The 26,493-nt window shown below is 72.8% G+C and carries 26 protein-coding genes and 1 pseudogene; 15 read left to right on the top strand and 12 right to left on the bottom strand.

The features are described 5' to 3' along the window. Positions 1-89: 89 nt before the first annotated feature. Positions 90-749: a Type 1 glutamine amidotransferase-like domain-containing protein gene (locus RAN62_RS04160; RefSeq protein WP_305783108.1), complete on the bottom strand. Its 660-nt coding sequence runs from the start codon at positions 747-749 to the stop codon at positions 90-92. 188 nt (positions 750-937) lie between these two features. Between RAN62_RS04160 and RAN62_RS04155 the strand changes: the two genes are divergently transcribed. Both RAN62_RS04155 and RAN62_RS04150 read left to right on the top strand, forming a co-directional pair. After that, a complete protein-coding gene (locus RAN62_RS04155; RefSeq protein WP_305783107.1) occupies positions 938-1,300 on the top strand; it encodes a hypothetical protein in 363 nt (120 codons plus the stop codon). Then, positions 1,297-1,842, top strand: a complete 546-nt coding sequence (locus RAN62_RS04150; protein ID WP_305783106.1) for a hypothetical protein — start codon at positions 1,297-1,299, stop codon at positions 1,840-1,842. Before RAN62_RS04155 ends, RAN62_RS04150 begins: the two co-directional genes overlap by 4 nt. Positions 1,843-1,880: 38 nt before the next feature. Here RAN62_RS04150 and RAN62_RS04145 read toward each other — a convergent pair whose 3' ends face one another. Continuing rightward, entirely contained in the window at positions 1,881-6,242 is a 4,362-nt protein-coding gene (locus RAN62_RS04145; protein ID WP_305783105.1) for a type VII secretion EssC family protein, read from the bottom strand. Positions 6,243-6,378: 136 nt separating this feature from the next. Between RAN62_RS04145 and RAN62_RS04140 the strand changes: the two genes are divergently transcribed. Further along, the gene (locus RAN62_RS04140) at positions 6,379-7,749 is read left to right on the top strand and encodes a hypothetical protein (protein WP_305783104.1); all 1,371 of its coding nucleotides are present in this window, start codon (positions 6,379-6,381) and stop codon (positions 7,747-7,749) included. Here RAN62_RS04140 and RAN62_RS04135 read toward each other — a convergent pair. Next, positions 7,746-8,414 carry a class I SAM-dependent methyltransferase gene (locus RAN62_RS04135; protein WP_305783103.1) on the bottom strand — a complete coding sequence of 223 codons (669 nt, stop codon included), beginning with the start codon at positions 8,412-8,414 and terminating at the stop codon, positions 7,746-7,748. The genes RAN62_RS04140 and RAN62_RS04135 overlap by 4 nt on opposite strands. A gap of 9 nt (positions 8,415-8,423) precedes the next feature. Beyond that, entirely contained in the window at positions 8,424-9,176 is a 753-nt protein-coding gene (locus tag RAN62_RS04130; protein ID WP_305783102.1) for an alpha/beta fold hydrolase, read from the bottom strand. A 53-nt stretch (positions 9,177-9,229) separates the two neighbouring features. Between RAN62_RS04130 and RAN62_RS04125 the strand changes: the two genes are divergently transcribed. Both RAN62_RS04125 and RAN62_RS04120 read left to right on the top strand, forming a co-directional pair. Continuing rightward, entirely contained in the window at positions 9,230-9,646 is a 417-nt protein-coding gene (locus RAN62_RS04125; protein ID WP_305783101.1) for a MarR family winged helix-turn-helix transcriptional regulator, read from the top strand. A 72-nt stretch (positions 9,647-9,718) separates the two neighbouring features. Then, a pseudogene (locus tag RAN62_RS04120) lies at positions 9,719-10,570 on the top strand (leucine zipper domain-containing protein). Here the strand turns inward: RAN62_RS04120 and RAN62_RS04115 are convergent. After that, the gene (locus tag RAN62_RS04115; protein WP_305783100.1) at positions 10,567-10,902 is read right to left on the bottom strand and encodes a YrhB domain-containing protein; all 336 of its coding nucleotides are present in this window, start codon (positions 10,900-10,902) and stop codon (positions 10,567-10,569) included. The pseudogene RAN62_RS04120 and the gene RAN62_RS04115 overlap by 4 nt on opposite strands. Next, on the bottom strand, positions 10,899-13,523 hold the full coding sequence (locus tag RAN62_RS04110; RefSeq protein ID WP_305783099.1) for a putative T7SS-secreted protein: 2,625 nt from the start codon (positions 13,521-13,523) through the stop codon (positions 10,899-10,901). The genes RAN62_RS04115 and RAN62_RS04110 overlap by 4 nt, the downstream gene beginning before the upstream one ends. A gap of 160 nt (positions 13,524-13,683) precedes the next feature. On the opposite strand from RAN62_RS04110, the gene RAN62_RS04105 reads away from it, so the two are divergent. The 5 genes from RAN62_RS04105 to RAN62_RS04085 all read left to right on the top strand — a co-directional run bounded on the left by RAN62_RS04105 (position 13,684) and on the right by RAN62_RS04085 (position 16,518). Continuing rightward, complete coding sequence (locus RAN62_RS04105) at positions 13,684-13,983, top strand: hypothetical protein (RefSeq protein ID WP_305783098.1); 300 nt, start codon at positions 13,684-13,686, stop codon at positions 13,981-13,983. After that, the gene (locus RAN62_RS04100; RefSeq protein WP_305783097.1) at positions 13,980-14,579 is read left to right on the top strand and encodes a hypothetical protein; all 600 of its coding nucleotides are present in this window, start codon (positions 13,980-13,982) and stop codon (positions 14,577-14,579) included. Before RAN62_RS04105 ends, RAN62_RS04100 begins: the two co-directional genes overlap by 4 nt. A 12-nt stretch (positions 14,580-14,591) precedes the next feature. Then, positions 14,592-14,888 carry a WXG100 family type VII secretion target gene (locus tag RAN62_RS04095; RefSeq protein WP_305783096.1) on the top strand — a complete coding sequence of 99 codons (297 nt, stop codon included), beginning with the start codon at positions 14,592-14,594 and terminating at the stop codon, positions 14,886-14,888. 201 nt (positions 14,889-15,089) lie between these two features. Next, on the top strand, positions 15,090-16,256 hold the full coding sequence (locus RAN62_RS04090; protein ID WP_305783095.1) for a glycosyltransferase family 2 protein: 1,167 nt from the start codon (positions 15,090-15,092) through the stop codon (positions 16,254-16,256). A 25-nt stretch (positions 16,257-16,281) separates the two neighbouring features. Next, positions 16,282-16,518 (top strand): hypothetical protein, encoded by a 237-nt coding sequence (locus tag RAN62_RS04085; protein ID WP_305783094.1) that lies wholly within the window; start codon positions 16,282-16,284, stop codon positions 16,516-16,518. Here RAN62_RS04085 and RAN62_RS04080 read toward each other — a convergent pair whose 3' ends face one another. Beyond that, positions 16,519-17,703, bottom strand: a complete 1,185-nt coding sequence (locus RAN62_RS04080) for an MFS transporter (RefSeq protein ID WP_305783093.1) — start codon at positions 17,701-17,703, stop codon at positions 16,519-16,521. An 86-nt stretch (positions 17,704-17,789) separates the two neighbouring features. Between RAN62_RS04080 and RAN62_RS04075 the strand changes: the two genes are divergently transcribed. Next, a complete protein-coding gene (locus tag RAN62_RS04075; protein WP_305783092.1) occupies positions 17,790-18,347 on the top strand; it encodes a TetR/AcrR family transcriptional regulator in 558 nt (185 codons plus the stop codon). Positions 18,348-18,368: 21 nt separating this feature from the next. Beyond that, the gene (locus RAN62_RS04070; RefSeq protein ID WP_305783091.1) at positions 18,369-19,487 is read left to right on the top strand and encodes a flavin-containing monooxygenase; all 1,119 of its coding nucleotides are present in this window, start codon (positions 18,369-18,371) and stop codon (positions 19,485-19,487) included. Here RAN62_RS04070 and RAN62_RS04065 read toward each other — a convergent pair. Further along, positions 19,452-21,116: an FAD-dependent oxidoreductase gene (locus RAN62_RS04065; RefSeq protein ID WP_305783090.1), complete on the bottom strand. Its 1,665-nt coding sequence runs from the start codon at positions 21,114-21,116 to the stop codon at positions 19,452-19,454. The genes RAN62_RS04070 and RAN62_RS04065 overlap by 36 nt on opposite strands. A gap of 58 nt (positions 21,117-21,174) precedes the next feature. Between RAN62_RS04065 and RAN62_RS04060 the strand changes: the two genes are divergently transcribed. Continuing rightward, the gene (locus RAN62_RS04060; protein ID WP_305783089.1) at positions 21,175-21,969 is read left to right on the top strand and encodes a nitroreductase family protein; all 795 of its coding nucleotides are present in this window, start codon (positions 21,175-21,177) and stop codon (positions 21,967-21,969) included. Here the strand turns inward: RAN62_RS04060 and RAN62_RS04055 are convergent. Next, positions 21,966-23,156 carry an aminopeptidase gene (locus tag RAN62_RS04055; RefSeq protein WP_305783088.1) on the bottom strand — a complete coding sequence of 397 codons (1,191 nt, stop codon included), beginning with the start codon at positions 23,154-23,156 and terminating at the stop codon, positions 21,966-21,968. The two genes, RAN62_RS04060 and RAN62_RS04055, sit on opposite strands and share 4 nt — an antisense overlap. Here RAN62_RS04055 and RAN62_RS04050 point away from each other — a divergent pair. Then, positions 23,155-23,976 (top strand): helix-turn-helix domain-containing protein, encoded by an 822-nt coding sequence (locus tag RAN62_RS04050; protein WP_305783087.1) that lies wholly within the window; start codon positions 23,155-23,157, stop codon positions 23,974-23,976. The two genes, RAN62_RS04055 and RAN62_RS04050, sit on opposite strands and share 2 nt — an antisense overlap. 10 nt (positions 23,977-23,986) lie before the next feature. Continuing rightward, positions 23,987-24,715: an SDR family NAD(P)-dependent oxidoreductase gene (locus tag RAN62_RS04045; RefSeq protein ID WP_305783086.1), complete on the top strand. Its 729-nt coding sequence runs from the start codon at positions 23,987-23,989 to the stop codon at positions 24,713-24,715. Positions 24,716-24,823: 108 nt separating this feature from the next. On the opposite strand, the gene RAN62_RS04040 is transcribed toward RAN62_RS04045, so the two are convergent. From RAN62_RS04040 to RAN62_RS04030, 3 genes are all read right to left on the bottom strand, one after another. Beyond that, positions 24,824-25,060 (bottom strand): hypothetical protein, encoded by a 237-nt coding sequence (locus tag RAN62_RS04040; protein ID WP_305783085.1) that lies wholly within the window; start codon positions 25,058-25,060, stop codon positions 24,824-24,826. Positions 25,061-25,102: 42 nt separating this feature from the next. Beyond that, on the bottom strand, positions 25,103-25,567 hold the full coding sequence (locus tag RAN62_RS04035) for a nitroreductase/quinone reductase family protein (protein WP_305783084.1): 465 nt from the start codon (positions 25,565-25,567) through the stop codon (positions 25,103-25,105). A 70-nt stretch (positions 25,568-25,637) separates the two neighbouring features. Then, complete coding sequence (locus RAN62_RS04030; RefSeq protein ID WP_305783083.1) at positions 25,638-26,483, bottom strand: DUF72 domain-containing protein; 846 nt, start codon at positions 26,481-26,483, stop codon at positions 25,638-25,640. Positions 26,484-26,493 lie beyond the last annotated feature (10 nt).

Genomic DNA, 26,493 nt, shown 5'->3' with positions numbered 1-26,493 from the left:
CGCTGCGCTTCTACGAAACCGTTCTCGAGGAGCGGGGCCTGCGCCTGCCGTACGTCCGGCAGCAGGCGCCTGCTCCCGAGGGGTAAGGCTCAGCCGAACTTGGTCCACTCTCCCTCGGAGACGACCTCGACCGTGCCGTCGACGACGGTGAGGGCGGTCTGCTCGTCGATGGCGTAGGCGGGGCCGCCGATGTCCGCCGCCCAGCGTGCGGCGTCGGCCGGGGTGTTGGTCGGGAAGAGGTTGAGGTGGGGGAAGATCGCGAAGTCGACGACGCCCAGGGTGCGGTCGTCCGGGGCGCCCGCCCACTCGACGAAGTAGTCGCCGATGCGCGGGGCCATCACCATGCTGCCGGCGCTCACGCCCACCCAGACCTTGTCCGGCAGGGTGGACAGCAGATCGGCCAGCCCGGACTCCCGCATCCAGTGGGCCAGGTACGTCGCGTCGCCGCCGTCGGCCAGCAGCACGTCGGCCTCGCGGACCCACGGGACCCAGCGGTCCGCCCCGACGGTGGGCAGCGCGGTGAGTTCGAGGACGCCGAGCGACGCCCAGCCCAGCCCGGAGAAGTGCCGGAAGCCGGGCCCGGCGCCGACGAAGCCCTGCACGGAGGCCGGCCCGCACATGGGGTGACCCCACTGGGCGGTGGGAACGCAGAGGGCGTGACACTCGGCGATCGGCTTGCCGAGCAGGCGGACCAGCGCCGCCTCGATGCTGGGGTTGGTGACGCCGCCCGACGTCAGCAGGAGCTTCACCGGGCCGCCCCGCGCAGCATCGCGTCCAGCTCCGCGCCGGTGTTGTGATCCATCCCGCCGTCGTCGATCGAGATCAGGTACCGCGGCATCGCATGACTCCCTTGTCCCGGCAACCTCGTCGGCTGCCTCTCACCTGTCCCACGAACGACGTGCGCCGGATCCGACACGGTTCTGCAAGAATTTAACCCATGCCGAACGCTTGGGAAGACCCGATCGCGGCGTGGCACGACGCGGTCAACGGCCGGGAGGCCGGGGCGGCGCGGGCCGCAATGACCGATCCGGTCGAGGTCGCCGGCCCGCGCGGCGCGCAGGTGATCGCCGCGGAGGCCTTCGTCGAGTGGATCTTCCGCTCCGGCATCCGGCTGCGGCCGCTGCGCACCCACCCGGTGGACGCGACCACCGTGGTCGTCGAGCAGGAGGCGACCTGGGACGCCGCGCCCGAGCAGGTCACCCGGGTGGCGACCCTTTTCCGCGTACGCGACGGTGCCGTCAGCGCGGCCCGCCGCTACTCCACACGGGACGAAGCCCTGGGCTACAGTCACGAGCCGTGAAGCGTGCCGCCTCGATCGTCATCTCCGTGGTTCTCGTCGCGACGGTGGCGATCGCCGTCGCCGGGCAGGTGCGCCGCGCGCATCGGGAGGCGGAGCGCCACGCGGCCGCCGAGCGGTTCCGGGCCGCGCATGCCCTCGAGCTGTCGGCGGCTGCCGTCGACGCGTCGCGGCGGGGCGGGCAGACCCAGCACTTCGCCCTCGTGCCGCCGGAGATGCCGCCCGGTCTCGTGCGGATCGATCCGAGCGCGCCGCTGGCCGACGACGGCGTGACGGACGTCTACTCGTACGGGGAGGTGCGGGTCTTCGTGAACTTCACCGGCGTGCCGGGAGCGCGTCCGTGCGGTGCTCAACCGTGTCTGCGCAGCGTGGACCTGACCGTCCGGACGCCCGACGCGCCCAGCCTGCGGCACGTGGCCGTGTGGCTCAGCGGCGCCTCGCCCGCGGCCGAGCGGTTCTGGACGGCCACCTCGTGGGTGCCGGTCGACCGGGCCGCATGGTTCGCGGAGCTGGCGGAACAGGGCGAGTTCTTCGACCGCGGATGAGAGGGGGCCGGACGCCCGGAAGCGCCCGGCCCCAGGGTTCACTCCGGGACCTGGATGTCCAGCGGCTCGCCGTCGCCCAGGTGCAGCAGGGCGCGTCCCGGGCGGACCGGCTGGCCGACCGCGGTGCGCGGCAGGCGGAGGCCGATCAGGTCGCCGTCCGTACGGTTCTGGGGCGACAGCAGCGCCCCGCGGCGGCTGCGGCGGGCGTCGACCAGCCAGCCGCTGAAGCCGACGCCCAGGTCCTCCGGGTCGCCGGCGTAGACGACGCCGAGCTGGCGGGCCTCGCCGTTGCGGATGACGTCGCGCAGCTCGCTGGAGGCGGCCGCGTCGCGCAGCGTCGAGGCGTCGTCGACCACGATCAGCGCACGGCCGGTCACCTGGGCAAGGGCCGCGTTCAGCTCCTCAGGTGACAGGTCGCTGCCGGTGAAGACCGCGATGACGCCCGGCTTGCCCGCCAGGTCGCGGACCGGGGACGTGCGCGGGGCCATGGCGATGACCTGCTGCCCGCGGTCGAGGGCGGAGCGGGCCATGGCGACCAGCATCGACGACCGGCCGGACTTGGCCGGGCCGCCGACCGCGAAGGCCGGGACCCCGGCGGCGAGGTCGGGGCCGAAGGCGGTCAGATCCTGGCCGTTGAGCACGCCGGCACCGGCGAGGACCCAGCCGGGACCGTCGCCCGCGCGGGGCAGGGCGGCCGCTTCGGCGTACGCGATCTGGGTGGGCAGCTCGCCCAGCCGGAACGGCCGCAGCACCGCCGGGACCGCCGCGTCACGCTCCTGGGTCTCGCGGCCGATCTCGGCCAGCGCCGCCGCCTGGGCCGCGCCGCTCGGGTCCGGCACCAGCAGCGCGACCTGCACCTCGACGCCCGTCTCGGCGCGGAAGGCGCGGCCCGGGGCGATCTCCTCGGGCAGGTTGCGCGGGTGCAGGCCGATCATCGCCATGTCGCTGCGGTCGGCGAGCCGGAACGCCAGCTTGTCCTCGGTGAGCGTGGCGATGCGGCCGCTGAGCACGGACCGGTCGCCGGTGATGACGACGTGGACGCCGACGCTGGCGCCCTCGCGCAGGAACGTGAAGATCTGGTCGGTCAGCGTGCCCGCGTCCAGCTCGCCCAGCGTGGACAGGAAGCCCTCCCAGCGGTCGAGCAGCAGGAAGATGTGCGACAGCCGGCCCTCGGGGGCGGCCGCGGCGCGCTGCTCGGTGACGTCGGCGAAGCCGCTCGCCGCGAGGATGCTCTGCCGGCGGCGGATCTCCTCCCCGATCCGGGTGATCATGCGAACGGCCCGGTCCACCTCCGTACGCGTGACGACCGCCCCGGTGTGCGGCAGCCCGTTGAGCGGCAGCAGCGCGCCGTTGCCGCAGTCGAGCCCGTAAAGGTGCACGTCGGCGCTGCTGTGCACCCGGGCCAGCGATCCGGCGATGGTGCGCAGGAGCTGGGAGCGTCCGGTGCGGGGCGCGCCCGCGGCGATGAGGTGCCCGAACTGGTCCAGCGCGAGCGTGGCCGTGCGCTGTTCCTGCTGCGAGGGCAGGTCCTCGAGGCCGAAGGGGACGAGCCCGGGCGCCAGGTCGGAGAGAACGACCGACGACGGCAGGGCCGGCAGCCACGGGCTGTGCTGCTCGGCGACCCCGGCGAGCGAGGCGGCGTCGCGCAGGGCCTCGACCAGGACCTGCAGGTCGGTGATCTCGTCCTGGGTCTGCTGCCGCGCGGCCCGGACGGTCTCGATCGGCCGGGCCAGGTCGGACCAGTCGAGGATGCGCAGGTCCGGCGGCGCGGCGTCGGTGACCCCCGCGCTGCCGGGGCGGCGGCCCCCGACGCGACCGGCCTGGAAGGGCACGAGCGAGGCGTGACCCAGCCGCACGTACGCCCGGCCGGGGGTGCTCTTCGCGATGCGCGCCGCGTCCGGGGCGTTGAGCACGTCCTGGCTCTCCGCCGCGTCGGTGACCCGCAGGGCGATGCGCAGGTTGGTGTTGGCCCGGATCTCGGGCGAGACGACGCCGCTGGGACGCTGCGTGGCCAGCAGCAGGTGGATGCCGAGCGACCGGCCCCGCTGCGCGATGTTGACCAGGCCCGTCACGAAGTCGGGCAGCTCGCGGGCCATCGACGCGAACTCGTCGATGACGATGAGCAGCCGGGGCAGCACGACGGCGCCGGGCTGCCGGCCGGCGACCCGGGTGTAGTCCTCGATGTCCTTGGCGCCCGCGCCGGCCAGGATGTGCTCGCGGCGGCGCAGCTCGGCCGACAGCGACTCCAGGGCCCGGGCGACCAGGTGCTCGTCGAGGTCGGTGACCATGCCGACCGTGTGCGGCAGCCGGACACAGTCGCCGAACGCGCTGCCGCCCTTGTAGTCCACCAGCACGAACGTCATCGCGTCGGGCCGGTTGGCCACGGCGAGTGAGGCGACGATGGTCTGCAGCAGCTCGGACTTGCCGGAGCCGGTGGTGCCGGCGATGAGGCCGTGCGGGCCGTCGCGGCGCAGGTCGATCTCGAACGCGCCGTCGAACGACTCGCCGACCACGGCCGCCGTGGTGGCCCCGCGGATCGCCCAGCGGGAGACGATCGCCTGCGGGTCCGGCGGGTCGAGCGACAGGACGTCGAGCAGCCGGCTCGAGCCGGGCAGCGCGGCGTCCTCCTCGTCGTCGCTGACGTCGCGGACCGGGGCGAGCGACCGGGCGATCCACGCCGCCCACTCGGCCGGGAGCGCGTCCGGCGTGATCCCGGTCAGCTCGTCCGCCCCCGTACGCGAGATCCGCAGCGCCCCGCCCTCGGCGACCGCCACGGCCTGGCACTCGGCGGGGAGCAGCCGCTCGTCGGCGTCGAGGCAGATGGCGTACACGCCGACCGCCGGACCCTCGCGCAGCAGCTGGACCACGCCCGGCAGCGAGCGCAGCCGGCGCGACCCGTCCAGGACGACCAGCATGTCGGGCTCGCGGAAGCCCGCCGAGCCGGTCTCCTTGCGCACGGCCTGCCGCGCGTCGATCATCTCGAGCAGCGCGGCGACGCGGCGGCCGACCGAGTCGGCGTCGAGGCCGATCAGCACGGCGGGGCCGGCCGGGTTGTTCGATCGGGCGTGCGGGAGCCAGCGCAGCCAGTCCCAGCTCTGCTTGCCGGCCGGGTCGGTGAGCACGGTCACCTGCACGTCGGTCGGGCTGTGCAGCACCGCCGCCTGGACCACGGCCCAGCGGCCCAGGGCCCGGGCGGTGTCGCCGGGGCCGGCGAAGCCGATGACCCCGTGCTCGCGCAGGGGCAGGGTCACCGGCACGTCCGGGATGGTCCAGTGCACCGTACGCCGGTGCTCGTCCTGCTCCGGATCCTCCAGCGCGACCTCCGCGGGCAGGTCGCCGCTGCCCACCCGCAGCAGCAGGTGGTCCTCGTCGCGGCGCCGGCGCTCCCACAGGCGGCGGCGCGGCCCGGTGGCGATGACGGCGATCAGCGCGGGGTCGGGCGCGTTGGTGCGGCGCTCGGCCTTTTCGACCTCGAGGGCGGCACGGGCGTCGGCCTCGATGCGCGCCTTGTGCTCGGTGTACTCCTTGCGCAGGTCGGCGTAGGACCGCTTGCCGTTGCGGCGCTGCATGACGTAGTTACCGAGGATCGACAGCGGGCTGAGCAGGGCCAGCAGCAGCAGCGTCTTGTTGCCGGTCAGGAAGACCAGCGCGACCGCGCCGACCAGCGGCAGCAGCGCCACGAGCCAGGGCAGCGGGTTGCGCGGCGGCTCCTTGGGCGGCGCGGGCAGCCGGAACCGCGTCTGGTGCCGGGGCGAGCGGATGCGCGGGGGCCGGTTGTAGTCCAGGCCGGTGCCGTCGGCGGACGGCTCCAGGGCGGCGTCGGGCCGGGTGTACTCGGCGAGCTCTAGCACGGACCCGCCGATGTGCAGGAGCTGCCCGGGCTGCCACTCGGTGCGGCCGGTCACCTCCTCGCCGTCGAGCGTGAGCGGCGTGCCGTGCTCCGGCTCGACCGAGCAGCGGGCGCGCACGTCGACGCTGATCGCGGCGGCGAAGGGCGGCAGGCCCGGGTCGGCGACGGGCACCCAGCAGCCGCGGTCGCTGCCCAGGTCGCCGCTGCCCGCGCCGAGCCGCACGAACGTGCCGGCGGCGGGGCCGCGGACGACGCGTACCTCCAGCAGGCCGGCCTGCTCCTGCGGCGGCCAGCCGGTGGGCGAGTCGAGGCCGAGGACGGCACCGTCGCGGACGTCCGACTCGCGCAGCGTCAGGCCGGGGTCCAGCGGCTTGCCGCCGGCGAAGAGGGTGGCCGAGCCCTGCGATCCCCCGGTACGCCGATGCGCGTCCCGCAGCAATCGTTGCGCTGCGTGACCGAGTGCCTCCACCTTGGTCTCACTGTCGGTGGTGAGCGACACGTCCGCGGTGTCGCCGGTGCGTGGATCGACGATGGTAAGTAAGAGCTGCACTGTGCCTCCGGCCGGGGGATCCGCGCGGGCGGTGCACGGTTTTCCCGGCGCGGACGGTGGGCTGAGGCTATCGCACCGCGTAAATGTAAGGTGTGCGCGTCAGTGATCAATGATCTCGCCGCGAGGAAGTCTGCCCATGGGCCCCCGTCGAACGCTCCGCCGCTCCGCCACCGTGCTGCTCGGTCTGTTGCTCGCCGTGCCGGTGGTCGCCGCGGCGCCCGCGTCCGCGGCCCCGGCCGCCGCCTCCGTGAGCGTGGTGGAGCAGCGGCGGGAGGACGTCAAGTACTACCGGGTGCAGTCGGCCTACAACGGCGAGCCCGAGTTCCTCTACGAGATCGCCGAGCGCTTCCTCGGCGACGGCAACCGCAACCCGGAGCTGTTCGAGCTGAACAAGGGCCGGGTCCAGCCCGACGGGCGCAGCATGGAGAAGCCCGAGCAGATCGAGCCCGGCTGGATCCTGGTCCTGCCCGAGGACGCCGAGGGCGAGGGCGTCGAGTTCGGCCCCCTGCCCGGCGGGCCGGCGCCTTCCTCGGAGCCCGCGGCGGCTCCCACACAGGCGGCTGCCCCGGCCGCGGACGACTCCTCCTCGTCGGGCCTGCTCATCGTCCTGATCGTCGCCGGCGTGCTCGTCCTGGCCGGCCTCGGCGTCGTCGTCTGGCTGCTGCTGCGCCGCCGCAAGCCGGCGCGGGGCAAGGCGCCCAAGCCGGTCAAGCAGCGCGGCAAGCCCGCCACCGCCGCACCCGCCCGCAGCTTCGACACCGCGGCGGCCTGGACCATCGACCGGGCCCTGCGGGTCCTGGTCACCGGGGCGAGCGCCGCGGGTCGTCCGGTCCCCGCCGTCTACGGCGTCTCGCTCGACGAGACCCGCATCGTCCTGCGCCTCGCGGCCCCCGACGGCGACCCGACCGACCCGTGGGAGGCCGTGGAGAACGGCCGGGTGTGGCAGGCCTCCCTGCGCGACCTGCAGGCCCTGCCCGCCGGCGACGTCGGCAGCCCGTGCCCGCGCCTGGTGACCCTCGGCGTGGCGGGCGGCGTCCGCGAGCTGGTCGACCTGGGCCAGGCCACCGGCATCATCAGCCTGCAGGGCGACGGCGCCGCGGCCCGCGCCCTGGTCGCCTCCTGGGCCGAGGAGCTCACCAACAGCCCGTGGGCCGAGGGTGTGCGGGTCGTCGCCGGCGACATCCGCCCGCACCTGGCCGGCGGCCCCCGGCTCACGTCGCTGGGCGGGGTCCGCGAGGCCATCACCGAGGCCGAGGGCGGCGACGGCGATCACACGGTCGCGCTGCGCAGCGGTCCGGCCAACCTTGCCGCCAGCATCGGGGTGCTGATCCTGGGCTCGGCCCCCGGCGCCCGTGATCTGGAGCGCGTGCAGCACCTGGTCAGCCGGGCCGACGCGGTGTGGGTGGTCATCGTGCTCGGGCAGACCCGTTACGACCGGTGGCGCTTCAGCATCGGCCCGGACGGGCGGCTCGACACCGGTGCGCTCGGCATCACCGTCTACGCCTAGCTTTTCCGCTCGGCGCCTTTGCGTTCCGCCAGGACGTAATTGCCGGGCACCCGCTCGATGTCCAGCGGTGGGCGGCTCCCTCGGAAGACCGGCACGAAGCCGGCCGTGGTGAGCCGCTCCGCCAGCTCGTCCGCCGACATCCAGTAGGCGTCGAACTCGATGCCCAGCCCCGTCGCCTTCCCGCGCCGCTGCCGGCTGCCGTCGCCGTCCTGCGCGGCGATCACCACGTGGCCGCCCGGCTTGACCACGCGGGCCAGCTCGGCGAACGCCCGGGGCCGATCCTCGGGCGCGAGGAAGATCAGCGAGTACCAGCACACCGCGCCGGCCAGCTCCGCGTCGCCGAACGGCAGCGCGCGCAGGTCGCCGACGCGAAAGTCCACCCCCGGATGATCCCGGCGGGCCACCCGCACCATCTCCGGCGCCAGGTCAACGCCGCGCGGGCTCAGACCCAGCCCCTTCAGGTACGGGATGAGCCGCCCGGTCCCGCTCCCCACGTCGACGATCTCGGGGCCCAGGCCCGCCTCGCGCGTCACCTCCCCGAAGAGGTCGAGCATCATCCGCTCGACCGGCATCCGCGCGAGGAGCCCGTCGAGGTGCTCCACATAGAAGTCGGCCAGCTTGTCGTGCGCGTCGCGCAGCTCCACAGTGCTCGGGTCGGCGGTCACGCGAGCACCTTAGTCGGTCTGCTCCCGGACCGCGGCCAGCAGCAGCCCGGGCGTCTCGAGCTGAGGCATGTGGCCGGCCCCGGGCAGCTCGGCGAAGTGGGCGCCGGGGATGGCGGCGGCGTACTCCTTGCCGTACGCCGGGGTCACGATGCCGTCCGCCTCCCCCCACACCACCAGGGTCGGAACGCCGATCGAGGCGAGCCGCCCGCGCAGGGTGGGGTCGGTCATCGTGCTCGCGTAGACCGCGAGGGTGGCCCGGTTGCCGGCCATGGTCTCCCGGGCCTCCGGGGACATGGCCTCGGGGTCGATGCGGAACTTCTCCGGGTCGGCGTAGCTCAGCCGCGCGAGCTCCGGGAAGCTCAGCGCGAAGAAGTCGGCCACCGGGTGCTCCGGCACGTCGAGCCCGACCGCGTCGACCAGGACCAGGCGCGTGATCCGGGGCGAGCCGAGCGCGGCGAGCTCCGCGGCGGTCCAGCCGCCGATCGAGCTGCCGATGACGAGGACGTCCGAGAGGTCGAGCTCGTCGAGCAGCCGCGCGTAGAGCCGGGCCAGCCCGCGGATGTCGGTGAGCGAGGCGGGCCGCTCGGTGCCGTTGAAGCCGGGATGGGTGGGTGCGAGCACGCGGAGGTCGCCCCCGCCGGCCAGCAGCGCGGCGAAGCCGCCGACCGAGGCCGGCCCGGCGCCGCCGTGCAGGAGCAGAACGGGCCGGCCGGTGCCGTGCTCGTCGACGTGAAGGGTGATGTCGTCCAGGGAGATCAGCATGCCGCCACGCTATGCCAACATGTTTGGATAAACAAGTTGGTATGCTGGACAGCATGACGCGATCCCTCCTGGAAGTCGGCCGAGCGGTGAAGCAGCTGCAGGTCAGGCATCACCGAGCCGCCGACGCCGCGCTGGCGCCCCTCGGCCTGTCCCTGGTTCAGTGGGACGCCCTGCGCCACATCGCCGCCAACCCGGGCGCGTCCCTCAACGACCTGGCCCGGCTCACCTTCCAGAGCGGCCAGGCCTTCGGCACCCTCACCACCCGGATGGCCGGCCACGGCCTGATCGAGCGCGTCCCGGGGCCCGGCCGCTCGGTGCGCCACGAGCTGACCGAGCGCGGCGAGCGCCTGCGCGAGGCGGGCCAGGCCCGCATGGAGCAGGTCCTGCGCGAGTCCTTCGCGCCGTTCGGGCCGGCGGAGCTGGCGGCCTTCGACAAGCTGCTCCAGCAACTCGTCCCCGGCGACGCTTAGCCGAGCGGGCGTGGGTCTTTCGTCAGGTGTAGTGATCATGAGCGTTGTTGACGCGGCGTGCCAGCTTGAGAAATGAGAAGACCTCCAGCGAGGTGGAAGTTGCGACGCTTCACCCATGACCGGAGGTCTTCTACAGCCGACCGTAACGCCCGCCTGCCCCTGCACGGACGACGCCTGCTCATCCAGCGTGTCGTACATGAGCGACGTCCGGTCGCTCATGTGGTCAAAGAACTCGGCATCTTTCGGCAGACCGGCCACAAATGGGTCGCCCGGTGGCACGCCGAAGGCGAACAGGGACTGCACGACCGGCCCAGCACCGCCCATCAGATCCCGGCGACGACACCACCGGAACTCAAAGCCCGTGTCCCAGCCCTGCGCCAGGACCGCGAACGTGGCCCACGCCGGATCGCACCCCTGCTGAATATGCCCGCCTCAACCGTGCACGCCGTGCTCACCCGCCAGAGCCTCAACCGCCTTGCCTGACTGGACCGGCCCACCGGCCAGCTCGTCCGCCGCTACGAACGCGACCGGCCCGGCGAACTCATCCACGTCGACGTCAAGAAGATCGGCCGGCTCCGTGAGGGCGGCGGCTGGCGCGTTCACGGCCGCGACAGCGAACAAAACCGTCACGCAGAAGCCGAACGCAACGCCGGTCGACGCGTGGGCTACGAATACGTCCACGCCGCCATCGACGACCACACCCGCCTTGCCTACGCCGAAATCCACTCCGACGAAAAGACCGGCACCTGCGCCGGGTTCCTGCGCCGCGCCGCCGCCCACTTCACCGAGCTAGGCATCGCCGGCATCGAACGCGTGATGACCGACAACGCCCTGGCCTACCGCCGTGGCAAAGCCTGGCACACCGCCCTCGCCGGGCAACCACCGATCACCCGAGTCAACAACGGTGCTGGGCACTACATCTAGGCGCCGAAGGGGGACGGGGGTTCCGGCACCGGTACGGGCGGATAGCCGCGCTTCTCCGCGTACGCGTTGAGCCACTGCTCGAGCGGCGGGGCGGACGCGGCGACCCAGACGTCGGTGCCGTCCTTGTTGACGACGACCGGGCCGCTGAAGACCATGTCGCGGAAGGAGCCGGTTTCCGCGTACGCGGCGGAGTTGAACGGGAAGTACCACGCCCAGTCGATGTCGACCGCCGGGCCGAGCAGGCGCAGCGGAATGTCCGGGTCCTCGATCTCGCGCAGTTTCGCCTCGGCGTGCGCGCGTGCCGCCGTCTCGTCCATGTCCGGTCCCCTCACGGCATCTTCATGAACCACAGTTCGTTCCCCGGCTGGGAGAAGTCGAGATTCGGGAGGTCGCCGAGCTTGCCGCTCTGGCCGTCGACGATCGCCACCCGTTCCTTGCCGAAGCTGACCACATTGAGCACGTGCCCCTGCGGCCCGTTCACCGGATGGTCGAATTTGTACCCGATGATGCCGACCGTACGGCGGGGCGTGTCCCGCATCTCGGCGAGCACGTCGGCGTACGAGTTGAATTGCGAGAAGGTGTGCCCGCCGCCGACCCTGTTCTCGATCGTCGGCAGGATCTGCGGGTGGTTGAGCTTCGGCGCGGGCACCACGACGCCGGTCTTCACCAGCTTGTCGACGCTCGTGACACAGAGACTGCAGTTGACGTCGACATTCAGGTCGCGATTCGGGTTGATCTGGTCCAGCTTCGGCCAGTTCTTCGCGACGATGGTGTCGAGGTCGGCCGGGTCGATCCCGGGGGCGTACTGGCTGATGGTCTTGACCGTGCCCTTGCTCGTCACGACGTCCTGGCCCACGCCGTTGAGCATCGCGCGGTGCAGGTCCGTGTCGAGCGTCTTGAAATGCGTGTCGATCTGGCCCTGCACGGTGACGAGCTCGGCGTCGCGGGCGGTGTTGGAGATGTTCTCGACCTGGTTCAGCTCGCCGATCCGCAGATTGTCGAGGTTCGTCGTGGCGGTCTGGATGGCGAGCCCCTCCTCCCCGCCCAGTTTCAGCTCCAGTGCCGCCAGATCCTGCTTGGCGACGTTGGTCAGTTGCACGTCCGCCTGGTGGATCGCGGCGTCGCGGGCGGTGACGGAAAGGTTCTCCGCGTTGGTGAGATCGGTGGCGCGCAGGTTTTCCAGCTGCTGGATGTTCTGCGCCAGATCCGCCTGGTAGGCCTGGTCGGAGCGGCTTTCCAGATTCTTGACCAGCTGGTCGTACTGGACCCGGGCGGCCTGCGCGTCGGCGGCCGCGTCCGGGCCGTGCAGCCCGTTCACATACGTCTCGAACTGGCCTTTGATATTCGCCAGCTCGAGGTTGTGCTGTTGCAGATGGGCGGCCTGCAGCTCCTGCGGCCGGGCCTGGATCATCTGGTCGTAGCGCGCGTTGATGGCGGCCTTCTCCAGATTGAGCTTGTTCGCGAAGTCGGTGGTGAGCCGGAGCTTCGTCGCGGCCAGATCCTGCTGATAGCGCGCCTCGATGTCGAGCTTGCCCTGGTTCAGCTTCGCGGCGGTGTCCGCCTTGATCTCACCGACCTTGGTGGTGAGCAGATTCTGGTATTTCGCATCGACCGCCGCCTGGTCCGCCTGCAGTTTGCTCGCGAAGGTGGCGCGCACCTTGCCCGCCTCGGCGACCGACGTGCTCGACTTGAGCGCGGCGAGGTCCTGGAAGCGCTGGGTGAAGCTTTTCCCGACCACGCCGACGGGCAGGGGCGGCAGGGCCAGAGGGGCGCCGAAGGTGGGTTTCGGGGCGCCGCCGGTGAAGAGATCGCCGATCTTCGCGCCGCCGGCCTTCACGGCGTCGCCGACGATGACGCCGGCATTCTTGACCGCGCCGAGCACCGAGGTGCCGCTGTCGCCGAGTTTCTTGACAATCGTGACCGCGCCCTGACCGGCGGCCTTCACGAGGCCGACCATGTCCTTGGCCATGTTCTTCATGCCGGTGAGAGTGGCCTTGGCGATCTCCTTGACGCCGCCGGCCTTGTAGAGCGCCGAGAGCTTGGAGAGAGAGGTCAGCCCCTTCACGCCCGGAATGATGCCCAGAATGCCCATGACCAGGTCCAGGACGGACCCTTTGCCCTGTGCGAAGTCGACTATCGCCTTGACCAGGAGAATGGCGCCGGCGGCGAGCGCGATCCAGGCCAGCGGGCCACCGATGATCATGGCGATGATGCCGGCGACGAGGGCGACCCACTTGGCGACCTCGCAGATGATGTTCCACAGTTCCTTGAGGGCGTCACCAAGCTTCTGCCAGAAGTTACGGGGCTGGATGCCCGCGTCGGAGGCGTCCTCGATCTGCCGTACGCAGGTCCGGGCCGCGCCGTCGCGCATCTGCTTGGCCTGCTCGGCCAGCTGCTTGGCCAGGTCGAGCTCCTGCTGGGCGCCGTTGACCTGCCCCTGCGCCGCGCTGAGGCGTTGCTGGGCGGCGTCGGCGTCCTTGATCGCCTGCTTGACCTGGTCGGGGTCGGGCTTGACCGTCTCGGCCTGCGCGGTCTTCGCGGCTTGCGACGCGCCGGTGAAATCGGTCTGCGCGATGTCGAGGGCGCCTTGCAGTGAACGGACCTTCTCGGCCGCCGTCCGCCCGTCGACCAAGGCCCGGTCGGCCTGGGCCTGCGCGGTCTCCAGGACCGGGGCGAAGGCTTCGAGTGCGTCACCGGCCATGAGGTGCGACTGGTAGAGCTTGTTGACCTGGTTCGGGAAGTCGCCGAACTGCTTGCGGAAGGCGTCGCCGGACAGGCCGACCCACGTCAGCAGCGAGCCGTCGCCCTGCAACGACTCGACGGCCAGTTTCGCCCGGTGCGCCGTCTCGGCGAAGTCGTGGAACCGCCCGGCCAGCTGCCGCAGCCGGGCCGGATCCCCCGGCGTCGGGTCACCGGACATGTCGAGGACGTCCCAGTCCGTCGGCCGGCTCATCGGCGATCCCCCTCCCGCAGCCCGCCGCGTTGTCGCCGGCGCGCGAAGGGGCAGTCTAGCGGAGACGATTACGCTCGGTCCTGATCCACCGCAGTGGATGATCTTTGACAGGGCTTGTACTCTCGTCGGCGGCGCACGGGGCGAGCAGAGACGGGGATGCATGGCTGCCGATCGATTGACGGTCAATCTCGATGGTCTGACCGACTTTGCGAACCAGCTGGAGACCATTCGCAGCGGCATGGACTCGGCCCGCTCGTGGATGAACGAGTTCTCCGGCGACCTCGGCGGCCGCGAGGTCGATGGCGCCGTCAGTCACTTTGAGTCACATTGGCGCGACGGTCGCGGCCGGGTCGACAAGAACTGCGAGCAGCTGATCAAAATGGCCAACCAGGCCGTCGAGAGCCTGCGCAAGGCCGACGACGACCTCGCCCAGCAGCTGCGCGAGAGCGGGGAGCAGTGACCAGCGCCTTCTCCATCACGGTCCCGGACTCCTGGTTCGAGGTCGAGCTGCACCCCGACGCCCGCAACGCCGCGATCAACACGCTGGTCGCCGAGCGCCTCAAGGACGTCCCCGAGCTGCACGAGCACCGCGCCACGCTGGCCCGGGTGCTGCGCGAGACGGCCCGCCGGGCGTACGACAGCGGCGCCCGCTACTGCGGCACCCTCGTCGCCGGCCTCGGCGGCGCGGTCATGACCGCCACCGTGACCGTCAGCATCGTGGACGCCCCGAACGAGGAGGGTGCCGCCGACGCGATCGCCGCCCACCTCACCGCGACCCCGAAGCGCGGCGCCGACTCGCTGTGGCGCGAGGTCGAGTCCGTGGAGATCCCGACGCTGGGCCGCGTCCCGCGCACCCGCGGCGTCGACGACATCACCCTGCCCGACGGCGCCGGCTGGGTCCGGTCGCTGATCATGCAGACCTTCGTGCCCTTCCCCGGGCCGAACCCGGCGCGGGTCGCGCTCATCACCGGCAGTTCCCCGTTGCTGGCCCTCGAGGCGGAGCTCTTCGACGTCTTCGACGCCATCACCGGCACGTTCCGATTCATCGAATCCTAGGGAGGCACGACCATGGCGAACGTCAATGTGACGTACCAGGAGATGCGCGACGCCGCCAACCGGCTCACGCGGGGCAAAGAAGAGATCATGAGCAAGCTCACCGAGCTGCAGAACATGGTCCAGAACCTGGTCAACGGCGGCTACGTCACCGACTCGTCCAGCAAGCAGTTCGACGAGTCCTACCGCGAGTTCAACGACGGCGCCACCAAGATGGCCGAGGGCCTCGAGGGCATGGGCAAGTACCTGACCGCCGCCGCGGACACGTTCCAGCAGGCGGACGAGGAGCTCGCGAAGGCCCTCAACAAGTAAGAATTCGCATCACCGGAAAGGGCGGGCGCCACATCGGCGGCCCGCCCTTTCCGCGTTCCGTCGACATCCGCCGATCATTCAGGCGTCGCACAACCGGCCGGACGACCACGCGTGCGTGATACCGCCGCCGGGTCCCCGCGCCTACCGTCATTGCCGCACCCACCGCGGGTGCCCACCCCTGAGGCCTATCAAGGGACGTGCATGACGGCAGGTACGCATCGACGGACCAGCACCACCACCGCACCTCGCATCCCGGGCCAGTCGACCCGGCGCGTCATCCCGGGCGAACGTCGTCTGCACATCGTCGCCGTCGTCCCCGCGTACAACGAGGGCGCCGCGATCGCCGACACGATCCGTTCCCTGCGGGCGCAGACGCGGCGCCCCGACCGCATCGTGGTCGTGCCGAACAACTGCACCGACGACACCGCTCGAGTCGCGGCGGCGTCCGGCGCGGAGGTGCTGGCCTACCCCGGTCACAACCCGGACAAAAAGGCCGGCGCCCTCAACTACGCGTTCGACCGCCTGGCGCCCGATGTGGGCGACCCGTGGAACTGGGCCGTTCTGGTCATGGACGCCGACACGACGCTGGCCCCGGGCTTCCTGCGGATCGCCGAGCAGCACATGACCTCGGGCGTCGGCGGCGTCGGGGGAACCTTCGCCGGGCGCGAGTGCCGCACCACCCTCGGCTACCTGCAGCGCATGGAGTATCACCGGTACGGGCAGGTGGCCGAGCGCATGGCCGGGCGCGCCTTCGTGCTCACCGGCACGGGGACCTTGTTCTCGTACGGCGCGCTGCTCGACGTCCGGGAGCAGCGGCGGCGCGGGGAGCTGCTGCCGGCCGGGCGGTCGTTCTACGACACGCACTCGCTGACCGAGGACAACGAGCTGACATTCGCCTTGCAAGCCTGCGGATACGACGTGCGGTCCCCCGCGTACGGCATGGGCGCGACCACGGACGTGATGGAGTCGGTGCCGAAGCTGGTCGCCCAGCGGGAGCGCTGGTATCTCGGGGCCCTGCGCAACATTGCCCAGTACGGCCGGCTGATGCCGTTCCACATGCGCTGGGTCTACTGGCGGCAACAGGCCGGTCTCCTGCTGTCGGCACTGGTGGCGGCCGGCTATCTGCTGGCGGTGGCGGCGTCGCTGATCGTGCTGGGCGGCATTGACTTCTCGTGGTGGTGGACGCTGCCCTCTCTCGTCCTGCTCGCCGAGCGGGTGTGGAGCGTGTGGGGCATGGGCTGGCGGGCCCGCTGCTACGCCGCCCTCTTCGTGCCCGAGCAGCTCTACACGCTGCTGCTGACCTTCATCTACGCCAAGGCGTTCCTCAAATTCGTCCGGGGCCACCAGGGCGCCTGGATCGCGACCTAGAGAAGAGACCGCTATGTATCACGGAATGTTGCCCCGGACCGGGATCGGGCTGACGCTCGGCGGCGTGACGATGACCGCGCTCAACCTGGTGTGGCTGGGGATCGCCGCTGCCGTCATCGGGGGCACGCTGATCACCTTGTCCAAGCTGGCGCCGCGTGTTGCTGTCGAGCCGGTGCCGGTGGGCGTGCGGGGAAGCCGCTTCCGGGTCACCTGGAACGGGCGCCCGGTGACCCGGCGCCGCAAGCCGCGGCACCGGGCCTGATCAGGCCGGCTCGGGCTCGCGTTCGGGCTCGGCCGCCGGCGTACGCAACGCCGGGGCGGCCACCACGGCCACGGCGACCAGGGCCAGCACGGCGATCATCGCCCCGCGCAGCCCGTAGTGCTCGCCGAGGAAGCCGAGCGCCGGCGGCCCGACCAGGAAGGCCACGTAGCCGACCGTCGCGACCAGGGACACGCGGGCCGTCGCATTCTCGCCCGAGTCGCCGGCGGCGGACAGGGCCACGGGGAAGCCCAGCGCCGCGCCGAGGCCCCAGAGCAGGACCGACGCCGCCGCCACGATCTTGTTGTCGACGAAGATGACGAGGGCGAGGCCCGCGCCTCCGACGATCGCGCTGGCGCACAGGACGGCCGCGCGGCCGAAGCGGTCGAGGAACCAGTTGCCGCCGAAGCGGCCGATGGTCATGGCCGCGGCGAAGACGACGTAGACGGCGGAGCCCCAGGCCGCGTCGAAGCCGTGGCCGTCGACCATGATGAGGGGCAGCCAGTCGTTGGCGGCGCCTTCGGCGAGGGCCATGGCGAGGACGATGACGCCGATCAGCAGCAGCCGGGTGTCGCGCCAGACCGGGGCGCCCTTGGTCGTGGCCCGGCCCTCGGCGCGGCCGGTGCCCGCCGGGATCTGGCGGATGGCGACCAGGGCGACGGGCAGGGTGAGCACGCCGACGGCGACGAGGTGCCACTGCACCGGGAAGTCGACGGCGGTGAGGAGCATGCCGGCCAGGGCGCCGATCACCGTGCCGAAGCTGAAGAAGCCGTGCAGCGTCGGCAGCACCGGCCGGTCGATGATGCGCTCGACGGCGGCGCCCTCGACGTTCATGCCGACCTCGCCGCCGCCCACGCCCAGCCCGAAGAGGAACAGCCCGGCCGCCACGACGAGGCTCTGCGACAGCGCCGCGCCGCCGCCGATGACGAAGAGGCTCACCACGGCGGCCAGGGCGCCGGCGGCGATGACCGGGCGGGTGCCGAATCTGCGCACGAGCAGGCCGGAGCTGAGGATGCCGGCCATGGAGCCCGCCGACAGGCCGAAGAGCACGAGGCCCATCTCGGCCGTCGACGCGCCGAGCAGGTCGCGGATCGCCGGGGTGCGGGTGACCCACGACGAGATGCCCAGCCCGGGCACGAAGAACAGCGCGAAGAGCGCGGCCCGGCGCCGGGCGGTGGCGATGTCCATAGGATCTCCCTGCGCAAAACCCTGCACGACGTAATCTGTGTACGAACGTACACACTTTCCGGCGGCGCCGCCGCGAGGAGGATCACATGGCCGGGGCCCGGCGGGTCGCCAACGACCCCCAGCGCAAGCAGCGCATCCTCGACGCCGCCCTGGTGGTGATCGCGGGCCACGGCGTGCACCGCACCACCCACCGCCGCATCGCCGAGCAGGCCGGCGTGCCGCTGGGCTCGCTCACCTACCACTTCGAGAGCCTCGACGCGATCCTCGAGCAGGCGTTCGCCCATCTCGGCGAGTCGATGTCCGAGCGCTACGGGGCCGCCCTCGCCGCGGCCCCGGACCTCGCTGCCGCGTGCGCGGCCGTGACCGATCTCATCTGCGGCGACGAGTACGCGACCGAGCGCGAGCAGACGCTGATCTACGAGATGTACGCCTACGCGAACCACAACGCGACCGTGGCGGAGACCGGCCGCCGGTGGATCGCCCGCAGTCACGCCAGCCTCCGGACGCACTTCTCGGAGCGGGCGAGCCGGGCGATCGACGCCTTGATCGAGGGCTGGTCGATCCACCAGGCGTACGAGCGTAAGCTCCTGGATCGCACGCTGGTGCTGGACACCGTGACCGCCATCGCCGAGCGGCTGCGCTGACCACAAGCGACGGGAGACACCGTGTCCGACGTGATCGTGCTGGGAGCCGGTGCCGCCGGTCTCGCCGTGGCCGCCCAGCTCAAGTCGCGGGGCGTCGAGCCGGTCGTGCTCGAGCGCGGCCCGGGGGTCGCCTCGAGCTGGCGGGGCCGCTACGACCGGCTCAAGCTGCACACCACCCGCCGGCTGTCCGGCCTGCCGGGATTCCCGATCCCCCGGGCGTACGGGCGCTGGGTGCGCCGGGACGACCTGGTGCGCTATCTGGAGGCGTACGCCGATCGTTTCGGTCTGGACGTGCGCACGGGCACCACCGTCACCGGGGTCAAGGCGGGCGCCGACGGCTGGATCCTGCGTCTGCTCGACGGATCCGAGCAGGCGGCGCGGACTCTCGTCGTGGCGACCGGCTATCTCCACACGCCGGTGGTGCCGCCGTGGCCCGGTCGCGAGCAGTGGACGGGCGAGCTGACGCACTCGGCGGACTATCGCAACGCCGAGCCGTTCCGGGGCAAGGACGTGCTCGTGGTCGGCCCGGGCAACAGCGGCGCCGAGATCGCCTCGGACCTCGCGGCGGGCGGCGCGGCGGCGGTCAGCCTGGCGATCCGCACCCCGCCGCAGATCGTCCGGCGCCAGACCGCGGGCTGGCCGGCGCAGCTCAGCGGCGTCCTGCTGGGCGGGTGGCTGCCCGAGCCGATGTTCAACGCGATGGCCGCCGCCCAGTCCCGGGCCGAGATTCCCGACCTTCGCCCCTACGGGATCCCGCGCCCCGCCACGGGCCTGAAGACCCGGCTGCGCACCGAGCGCTACGTGCCGTTGCAGGACGTCGGCATCGTGCGCGACGTCCGGGCCGGCCGGGTCCGCCCGGTCGCCGCCGTGGAGCGCTTCACCGAGTCGTCCGTGCTGCTGGCCGACGGCACGAGCGTCCAGCCGGACGCGGTCATCGCCGCCACCGGCTACGGCACCGGGCTGCGCGACCTGTTCGACGATCCGGCGCTGTTCGACGAGACCGGCGTGCCGCACGTGCACGGGGGTGCGGCGGCCCGGCCCGGGCTCTACTTCGTGGGCTACGACGTCACGCTGGGCGGCATGCTGCGCCAGGGCGCGCTGGAGTCACGCCGCGTGGCCCGGGCCATCGCCCAGGCGTAGGGCGCCCGGCGCGGTCGCGGGCACGGCCGGGTGGCGCGGCGCGACCGGCGGCACCGGCTCGTAGGGATCCCCGAGCGGCGGGCGTGGATCCGGGTCGCCGTGGTTCGGCCACAACGCGAGGGCGCGCTCGGCGAGGGCGGTGATGGTGAGGGACGGGTTGACGCCCGGATTGGCCGGAAGCACCGAACCGTCGACTATGTGCAAGCCCGGATGTCCGTACACCCGTTGATAGGGATCGCACACACCTGAGGCGGGACTGGATCCGATCGTGCAGCCGCCGAGGAAGTGCGCGGTGATCGGGCGCCCGGCGAGTTCGGTGACCGAGCCCATCGGCACGCCGCCGATCTTCGCCGCGACGCGCCGGGCGACGTCGTGGGCGGCCGGGACCGAGACGGGGTTGGGCGCGCCGATGCCGGGCCGGCTCGTGAGGCGCCCGCGCCGGCGGACCAGCGTCAGCGAGTTGTCGAGTGTCTGCATGCCCAGCAAGGCGATGCTCTGGTCCGACCAGCGGCGCGGGGAGACGTACAGGGGAAGGTCGCGGCCCGCCCGCAGGACCGTCGCCACGGCAGCGAGCCAGCGCGGCCGCCGCCCGGTGTCGCCGACGAGCGCGGTCGCGAGCGCGGCGAGCAGATTGCTGCCCGGACCGTAGCGGAACGGCTCGATGTGGGTCACCGGATCCGGATGGATCGACGAGGTGATGGCGATCCCCCGGTGCAACCCCTTCTCCGTACGGGCCCGAGCGCCCACGATGGACTCCGAGTTCGTGCGCGTGAGCTCCCCGAGCCGGGGCGACAGATGCGGCAGCAGCCCCTTGTCCCGCATCCGCAGCAGCAGCCGTTGGGTCCCGAGCGCGCCGGCCGCGACGATCACCTGCCGGGCCGTGAAGGTGCGCCGCCCGGTGGCCCGCACGACGTATCCGCCGGCGACCGGCCGGATCGACGTCACGGTCGTCCGTGGCCACACCGTGGCGCCGGCTCGTTCCGCCAGCCACAGGTAGTTCTTGACGAGCGTGTTCTTGGCGCCGACCCGGCATCCGGTCATGCACGAGCCGCACGTCGTGCACGTGTGCCGCCCGGGACCCGCGCCGCCGAAGAACGGATCCGGCACCGGCTGCCCGCCGCGTTCACCCTCGCGGGCGAAGAGCACCCCGACCGGCGTACGCCGATAGGTGGGCCCGACCCCGAGCTCGGCGGCCACCTCGCGCAGCACCACGTCCGCGCGCGTGGTCAGCGGACTGGTCACCACGCCGAGCATCCGCGACGCCTGGTCGAACCACGGTGCGAGCTCCGCCTTCCAGTCGCCCGGCCCCGCCCACCGCGGATCGGCGTAGAACGTGTCCGGCGGCTCGTAGAGCGTGTTGGCATAGCCGAGCGATCCCCCGCCGACGCCCGCCCCGGACAGCACGAGCACGTCGCGCAGCATCGTGAGCCGCAGAATCCCGTAGCACCCGAGCGCCGGCGCCCACAGATAGTCGCGCACCCGCCACGACGTCTTCGCGAAGTCCGCGTCCGCGAACCGCCGCCCGGACTCCAGCACCCCGACGCGATAGCCCTTCTCGGTCAGCCGCAACGCGCTCACCGACCCACCGAACCCCGACCCGATGACGAGCACGTCGAAGTCGTACGCCATCCGCCGACCGTCGCACCGCCGCCGCCGGGCTGTCAACCGCGGATACAGTTGCTCCTCGATGACTGCTTCCGCGCGCTACGGCGTACCCCTCGATCTCGGCGTCTCCACCGATGTGCTGGAGCTTCAGCTGGCGCGCCGGTCGGTGCGCGAGTTCACCGACCGGCCCGTGAGCGACGCCGAGCTCGCCGCGCTCGTCGCGGCGGCCCAGTCGGCGGCCACCTCGTCGAACCTGCAGCCGTGGAGTGTCGTCGCCGTGCGGGATCCGGGGCGGAAGGCGCGGCTGGCCGAGCTGGCCGGGGCGCAGGAGTTCGTGGCGCGGGCGCCGCTCTTCCTCGTGTGGGTCGCGGATCTGTCGCGGGCGCGGCGGCTGGCGGAGGCGGCGGGCACGCCCCTGGACGCGGCGGACTACCTGGAGACGACGCTCATCGGGTTCGTCGACACCGCGCTCGCCGCGCAGAACGCGGTCGTGGCGGCCCAGTCGCTCGGGCTCGGCAGCGTGTTCGTCGGGGCGGTGCGCAACCATCCGGCCGAGATCGCGGCGGAGCTGAGCCTGCCGCCGCACGCGGTCGCCGCGTTCGGGCTGGCGGTCGGCGAGCCCGACCCGGCCGAGGCGGCGGACGTCAAGCCCCGCCTGCCGCAGGCGGCCGTGCTGCACCACGAGCAGTACGACGCCGCCGCGGCCGACGAGCACATTCCGGTGTACGACGAGCGGCTGGCGGCGTACTTCCGGCGTTTCGGGGGGGCCGGCACGTGGAGCTCGCGCGTGCTCGCCCGGCTGCGCGGGCCGGAGTCGATGGCCGGGCGGCACACGCTGCGCGAGACGCTCGCGCAGCTGGGCCTGCCGTCCCGTTAGGGCAGCACCCACTCGTCGTCGCGCAGCAGCGTGACCTCGCCGTCGCGGCCCGTTGCGGTGACCGTCAGCCCGTCGCCGCCGATGACGACGTCGGTGTGCACCAGGGAGGTGTTGAGGCCCGCGGCGAGCCGCTGGTCGGCGTCGAGCGACGGCAGCGCGAAGGCGAAGCTGTTGCCCCAGGCCACGTGACAGCCGGCGTTCTCGTCGAAGAGCGTGTTGTGGAAGACGATGCCCGCCGCGGCGATCCGGCTGTCCCGGTCGACCAGCGAGACCTCGCCCAGCCGCCGGGCGCCCTCGTCGGTGTCGAGCTGCGCGCGGACCACCTCGGCGCCCGCGTCGGCCGTGACCTCGGTGACCCGCCCGCCGGAGAAGGTCGCCCGCAGCCCGGTCACCAGCTGCCCGGCCACGACGACCGGCTTGGTGAGGCGGATCGTGCCCTCGGCGCGGTCGCGGTGCGGGCTGGTGAAGACCTCCTCGGTCGGCAGGTTGGGCATGAAGAGCGTGCCGCCGTCGTCGACCAGCCCGCCGCCGGTCCAGCGGCACCCCGGCACCAGGCCGACCCGCAGATCGGTGCCGTCGCCGGTGTAGCGCACCTCGGTCAGCTCCAGGGCGTCCAGCCGCGCGGCGCGGGACGCGAGCACGTCGGCCCGTGCACGCCAGGCCGCGACCGGGTCGGGATCGTCGAGGCGCAGCGCCGTGGCGACGACCTCCCAGAGCCGGTCGGTGTCGGGCTCGCCGAAGATCTGCCGCGCCCAGCCCGGGTTCGGGGCACCGATGACGGACCAGCGATGGGCGGTGCCGGTGGCCACCTTGCGCATCGTGCGCGCCTCCTCCTGGCGCCGGGCCGCCAGCAACGCCGGATCCGCGCCCTCGAACACCGCCGGGTCGCTGCCGACCAGCGCGATGAAGGCGACGCCGGCCTCGTCCCACGCGGCGTTGCGGCTCAGCACCCACGGCCGGTCCGCGGTCAGCTGCTCCACGCTCAGGTGGTCGAGCGCGGACCGGCGCATCGGCCCGTCGTCGAAGACCGGCTCGACGAAGGCGGCCCCGGCGGCATAGGCCGCCTCGGTCACAGCGCGCGCGATCTCCAGGTGCGCGGTGTCCGTGGCCAGCACGAGGCCCTGCCCCGGCTGTAGGTTGACACCGGCCCGTACGACCAGGTTCGCGTAGCGCTCCAGGAGAGTCATGGCTGCCATCATGGACCATCGCGACGGTCCCCTGCTGATCCACTCCATGCCGGCGCAGCGCCTGCCGGTGGGCTGCGAGTCGATCCTCGGCCCGCCGCCGCGGCGGTTGCGCGGGCACGTGCTCGGCTACTCCGGCTTCGGCTCCCCCGCCGCCGCGCGCGTCGGGCACCGGCTGCTGCCGATCACGGCGACCACGCTGATCGTCGACTTCGGCACCGGCTCGGGACTGGTCACCGGCATGCGGGGGCAGGCCCACCTCGAAACCCGCACCCCCTGGGGGTACGGAGTCAGCGTCGCCCTCACCCCGGCGGGCGTGCGCGGGCTGCTGGGCGTACCGGCGCGTGAGCTGGCCGGGGAGACGCTCGACCTGGCGGCGGTCCTCGGAGCGCGCGCCGGGGAGTGGAGTGAGCGACTGGCCGCGGCGCCGGGCTGGCCCGCTCGGTGGGCGCTGCTCGACGAGCTGCTGACGGCGGCGCTGGACCCGGCGCCGGACGACCTGCTGATGACCGCGTGGCGCCGGCTGCACGCCGATCGCCGGCTCCGCATCGGGGCGGTCGCCGCGGGCCTGGGCGTCTCCCGCCGGCGTCTCGAGCTGGTGGTGCGCGAGCAGCTCGGCCTGTCGCCCGGGAGGATCGCGCGGATCGCCCGGCTGCAGCGGGCCGCCGCGCTGCTCGCGAGCGGCTCCCGGCCGGCGGAAGCGGCCGCGGCGGCCGGCTTCGCCGACCAGGCCCACCTGACGCGGGAGATGCGGGCGCTGGGCGGGCTGACGCCGGGCGAGCTGTGCGCAATCGTTCAAGACCATTGGACGGTACGCACCTAGCGTCGCGGGCATGGCCTCACTCACCGGCAAGACGGCTCTCGTCACGGGCGGCTCGCGCGGCATCGGTCACGCCGTCGTCCGGCACCTCGTCGCGGCGGGCGCCCGCGTGGTCTACACCTACCGGCAGCAGCCGGCCGCCGACGACCCGGACGGCGTGATCGCGGTCCGGGCCGACCAGTCCTCCCCCGGCGCCGCCTCCTTGCCCGGCGCCATCGAGGCGGCCTTCGCGCCCGTGCGGGACGATGGTCTCGACATCCTGGTCCTCAACGCGGGCATCGTCGACCAGACGCCGATCAAGGACATCACCGTCGCCGACTTCGACCGGGTGCTGACGGTCAACACCTTGTTCCCGCTGCTGGCCCTGCGCGAGGCCACCGGTCTGCTGCACGACGGTGGCCGGATCGTCGCCGTCTCCACGCTCAACACGGTCATGCACGGGCCGGGCCTGGCCCTCTACTGCGCGAGCAAGGCGGCCCTGGAACAGATCGCCGCCGTCGCCGCCGCCGAGCTCGGCGAACGAGGCATCACCGTCAACACGGTCTCTCCGGGCGCCACCGACACCGACATGCTCCGTAGCGTCCACACCCCCGAGACGCTGGCCCGCGCCCGGTCCCTGACCCCGCTCGGCCGCATCGGCACCGCCGACGACGTGGCCGCCGTGGTCACGTGGCTGGCGGGCCCGTCCGCCGCCTGGGTCACCGGCCAGAACATCCGCGCCACCGGCGGCATGGTCAACTGACCGTCCGCGGGTCTCCCCGCCGCGCGCCCGCGGGTCTTCCGGCCGCGCGCTTGTGCCCGCCGCGTCTTTCGCCGCGCGCTTGTGCACGCTGCGGCGGGGGCACCGTTGTCAGTCGGCGCGGTCGGCCGGCCGGTCCCACCCGTCGCAACTGTCCGGCGGCTCGGTCTCCCCGTCGCCCTGCAGCAGGTCGAGCAGGTCGGGCCCCTGATGCCCGGTGTCGACCGACCGCCCGATGAGCCCGAGCTGCGTGGCACAGTCCCGCCCGTACCCCTTGACCATGCGGTCCGCCCGGGTCAGATGCCCGCACCGCGGACAACGCCGCAGCTCGACCGCCTCCCGCCCCATGCCCCCAACCTACCGCCGCCCCGCCCGCCCCGGGCCGCAACATCAACCCGGCTGCCCCCGGCGCTCGGTGAGCAGCACCACCGGCAGCTCGCGGTCGGTCTTCCGCTGGTAGCCGCCGAAGCGTGGCGCCTCGCGGACGATGCGCTCCCACACCCGCGCCCGCTCCTCGCCGTGCAGGTGCTCCGCGACGACGGGCACGGTCCGCCCGGCCACCTCGACGTCGGCCTCGGGCCGCGCCGCCAGGTTGAGGAACCACGCGGGGTTCGCCGCCGCACCGCCCGCCGACGCCACCACGATCCACCCGCCGCCGTCTCCCGCGAACCACGTGACCGGTGTCTGCCGCGGCACCCCGCTCTTCCGTCCGACTGTCGTCAGCACCAGCATCTGCCGTCGCCGGAAGCGGGCCCCGCCGCGGATCCGCCGCATGATCAGCCGGTTGAACCAGATCAGCGCCCGCCCCCGGGGCTGCCGGGCGCCGCGCGTGCCCTTCCGCGTGTCGAAAGCCATGCCCTGAGCGTGTCCCCGTCGCGCGCCCCGGGGGAACCGCGCTTCGCCACGTGCCAGAACCGGCGAAGGGTCAGAAGAGGGTGGCGGGGGCGACCGGCTCGGGGTCCGGGAGCGGGTCGAGCTCCGGGACCAGGGCGCGCACCTCGGCGTGGAAGCGGCGGGCCAGATCCGGGGCCTCGGCGTTGTCCGGGGTGTGCAGGAACACGGTCGGCGAGCGGCCCTCGCGGAGCCAGGCGGCGGTCGTGGTCACCCAGGGCTGCCAGCCTTCGACCGTACGGGCGGGGTCGTCGCGGCCCAGGTAGCGGACGATCGGGTCGGCGGTGAGAGCCCGGTCGCGGAAGGGCATGCGGGGCTTCTTGGACCACGCGTCACGTTCGGCGTCGCTGGTGGGCGGGGACTCGAAGAACGTGGTGGTGTCGAAGGGCACCCACTCGGCGTTCGCCCGCGTGAGCACGTCCTCGAGCGCGGCGGTCGCCCCCGGGTCGGTGAAGAAAGCGCGATCGCGGACCTCGACGGCGTACCGGAAAGCGGGCGGGAGCCGGCGCAGGAAGCCGGCCAGCGCCGGGGTGTCGCCGGGGCCGAAGGACCCGGGCAGCTGGATCCACAGGGCGTGCACGCGGGTCCCGAGCGGCTCGATCGCGTCCAGGAACGCGCGCAGGACCTCGTCGCCGCCCGCGAGCCGGTGCTCGTGGGTCACCGGCTTGGGCAGCTTGAGCACGAAGCGGAAGCTCGGATCCGTCTGCGCGGCCCAGGTATCCACCGTCGCCCGGGCCGGCGTCGCGTAGAACGTCGTGTTGCCCTCGACGGCGTTGCACCAGCTCGCATAGGACCGGAGGCGCTCCTGCGAGCCCGGCGCCACGACCCGGCCCTGCCACGCCTTGTGCGTCCACATCGCGCAGCCCACATGAAGACGCATGCGGGCCAAC

Source organism: Symbioplanes lichenis, from assembly GCF_030709675.1.
GTDB classification, from domain to species: Bacteria; Actinomycetota; Actinomycetes; order Mycobacteriales; family Micromonosporaceae; genus Actinoplanes; species Actinoplanes lichenis.
The sequence above is the reverse complement of the archived record's forward strand: the minus strand, read 5'-3'. Positions and strand labels throughout refer to the sequence as shown.

Coding starts and splice junctions, on each gene's coding strand:
- RAN62_RS04155 (WP_305783107.1), top strand. CDS start 938: ATGCCGAACGCTTGGGAAGACCCGATCGCGGCGTGGCACGACGCGGTC.
- RAN62_RS04140 (WP_305783104.1), top strand. CDS start 6,379: ATGGGCCCCCGTCGAACGCTCCGCCGCTCCGCCACCGTGCTGCTCGGT.
- RAN62_RS04130 (WP_305783102.1), bottom strand. CDS start 9,176: ATGCTGATCTCCCTGGACGACATCACCCTTCACGTCGACGAGCACGGC.
- RAN62_RS04125 (WP_305783101.1), top strand. CDS start 9,230: ATGACGCGATCCCTCCTGGAAGTCGGCCGAGCGGTGAAGCAGCTGCAG.
- RAN62_RS04110 (WP_305783099.1), bottom strand. CDS start 13,523: ATGAGCCGGCCGACGGACTGGGACGTCCTCGACATGTCCGGTGACCCG.
- RAN62_RS04105 (WP_305783098.1), top strand. CDS start 13,684: ATGGCTGCCGATCGATTGACGGTCAATCTCGATGGTCTGACCGACTTT.
- RAN62_RS04095 (WP_305783096.1), top strand. CDS start 14,592: ATGGCGAACGTCAATGTGACGTACCAGGAGATGCGCGACGCCGCCAAC.
- RAN62_RS04090 (WP_305783095.1), top strand. CDS start 15,090: ATGACGGCAGGTACGCATCGACGGACCAGCACCACCACCGCACCTCGC.
- RAN62_RS04085 (WP_305783094.1), top strand. CDS start 16,282: ATGTTGCCCCGGACCGGGATCGGGCTGACGCTCGGCGGCGTGACGATG.
- RAN62_RS04080 (WP_305783093.1), bottom strand. CDS start 17,703: ATGGACATCGCCACCGCCCGGCGCCGGGCCGCGCTCTTCGCGCTGTTC.
- RAN62_RS04075 (WP_305783092.1), top strand. CDS start 17,790: ATGGCCGGGGCCCGGCGGGTCGCCAACGACCCCCAGCGCAAGCAGCGC.
- RAN62_RS04065 (WP_305783090.1), bottom strand. CDS start 21,116: ATGGCGTACGACTTCGACGTGCTCGTCATCGGGTCGGGGTTCGGTGGG.
- RAN62_RS04060 (WP_305783089.1), top strand. CDS start 21,175: ATGACTGCTTCCGCGCGCTACGGCGTACCCCTCGATCTCGGCGTCTCC.
- RAN62_RS04050 (WP_305783087.1), top strand. CDS start 23,155: ATGGCTGCCATCATGGACCATCGCGACGGTCCCCTGCTGATCCACTCC.
- RAN62_RS04055 (WP_305783088.1), bottom strand. CDS start 23,156: ATGACTCTCCTGGAGCGCTACGCGAACCTGGTCGTACGGGCCGGTGTC.
- RAN62_RS04045 (WP_305783086.1), top strand. CDS start 23,987: ATGGCCTCACTCACCGGCAAGACGGCTCTCGTCACGGGCGGCTCGCGC.
- RAN62_RS04040 (WP_305783085.1), bottom strand. CDS start 25,060: ATGGGGCGGGAGGCGGTCGAGCTGCGGCGTTGTCCGCGGTGCGGGCAT.
- RAN62_RS04035 (WP_305783084.1), bottom strand. CDS start 25,567: ATGGCTTTCGACACGCGGAAGGGCACGCGCGGCGCCCGGCAGCCCCGG.
- RAN62_RS04030 (WP_305783083.1), bottom strand. CDS start 26,483: ATGCGTCTTCATGTGGGCTGCGCGATGTGGACGCACAAGGCGTGGCAG.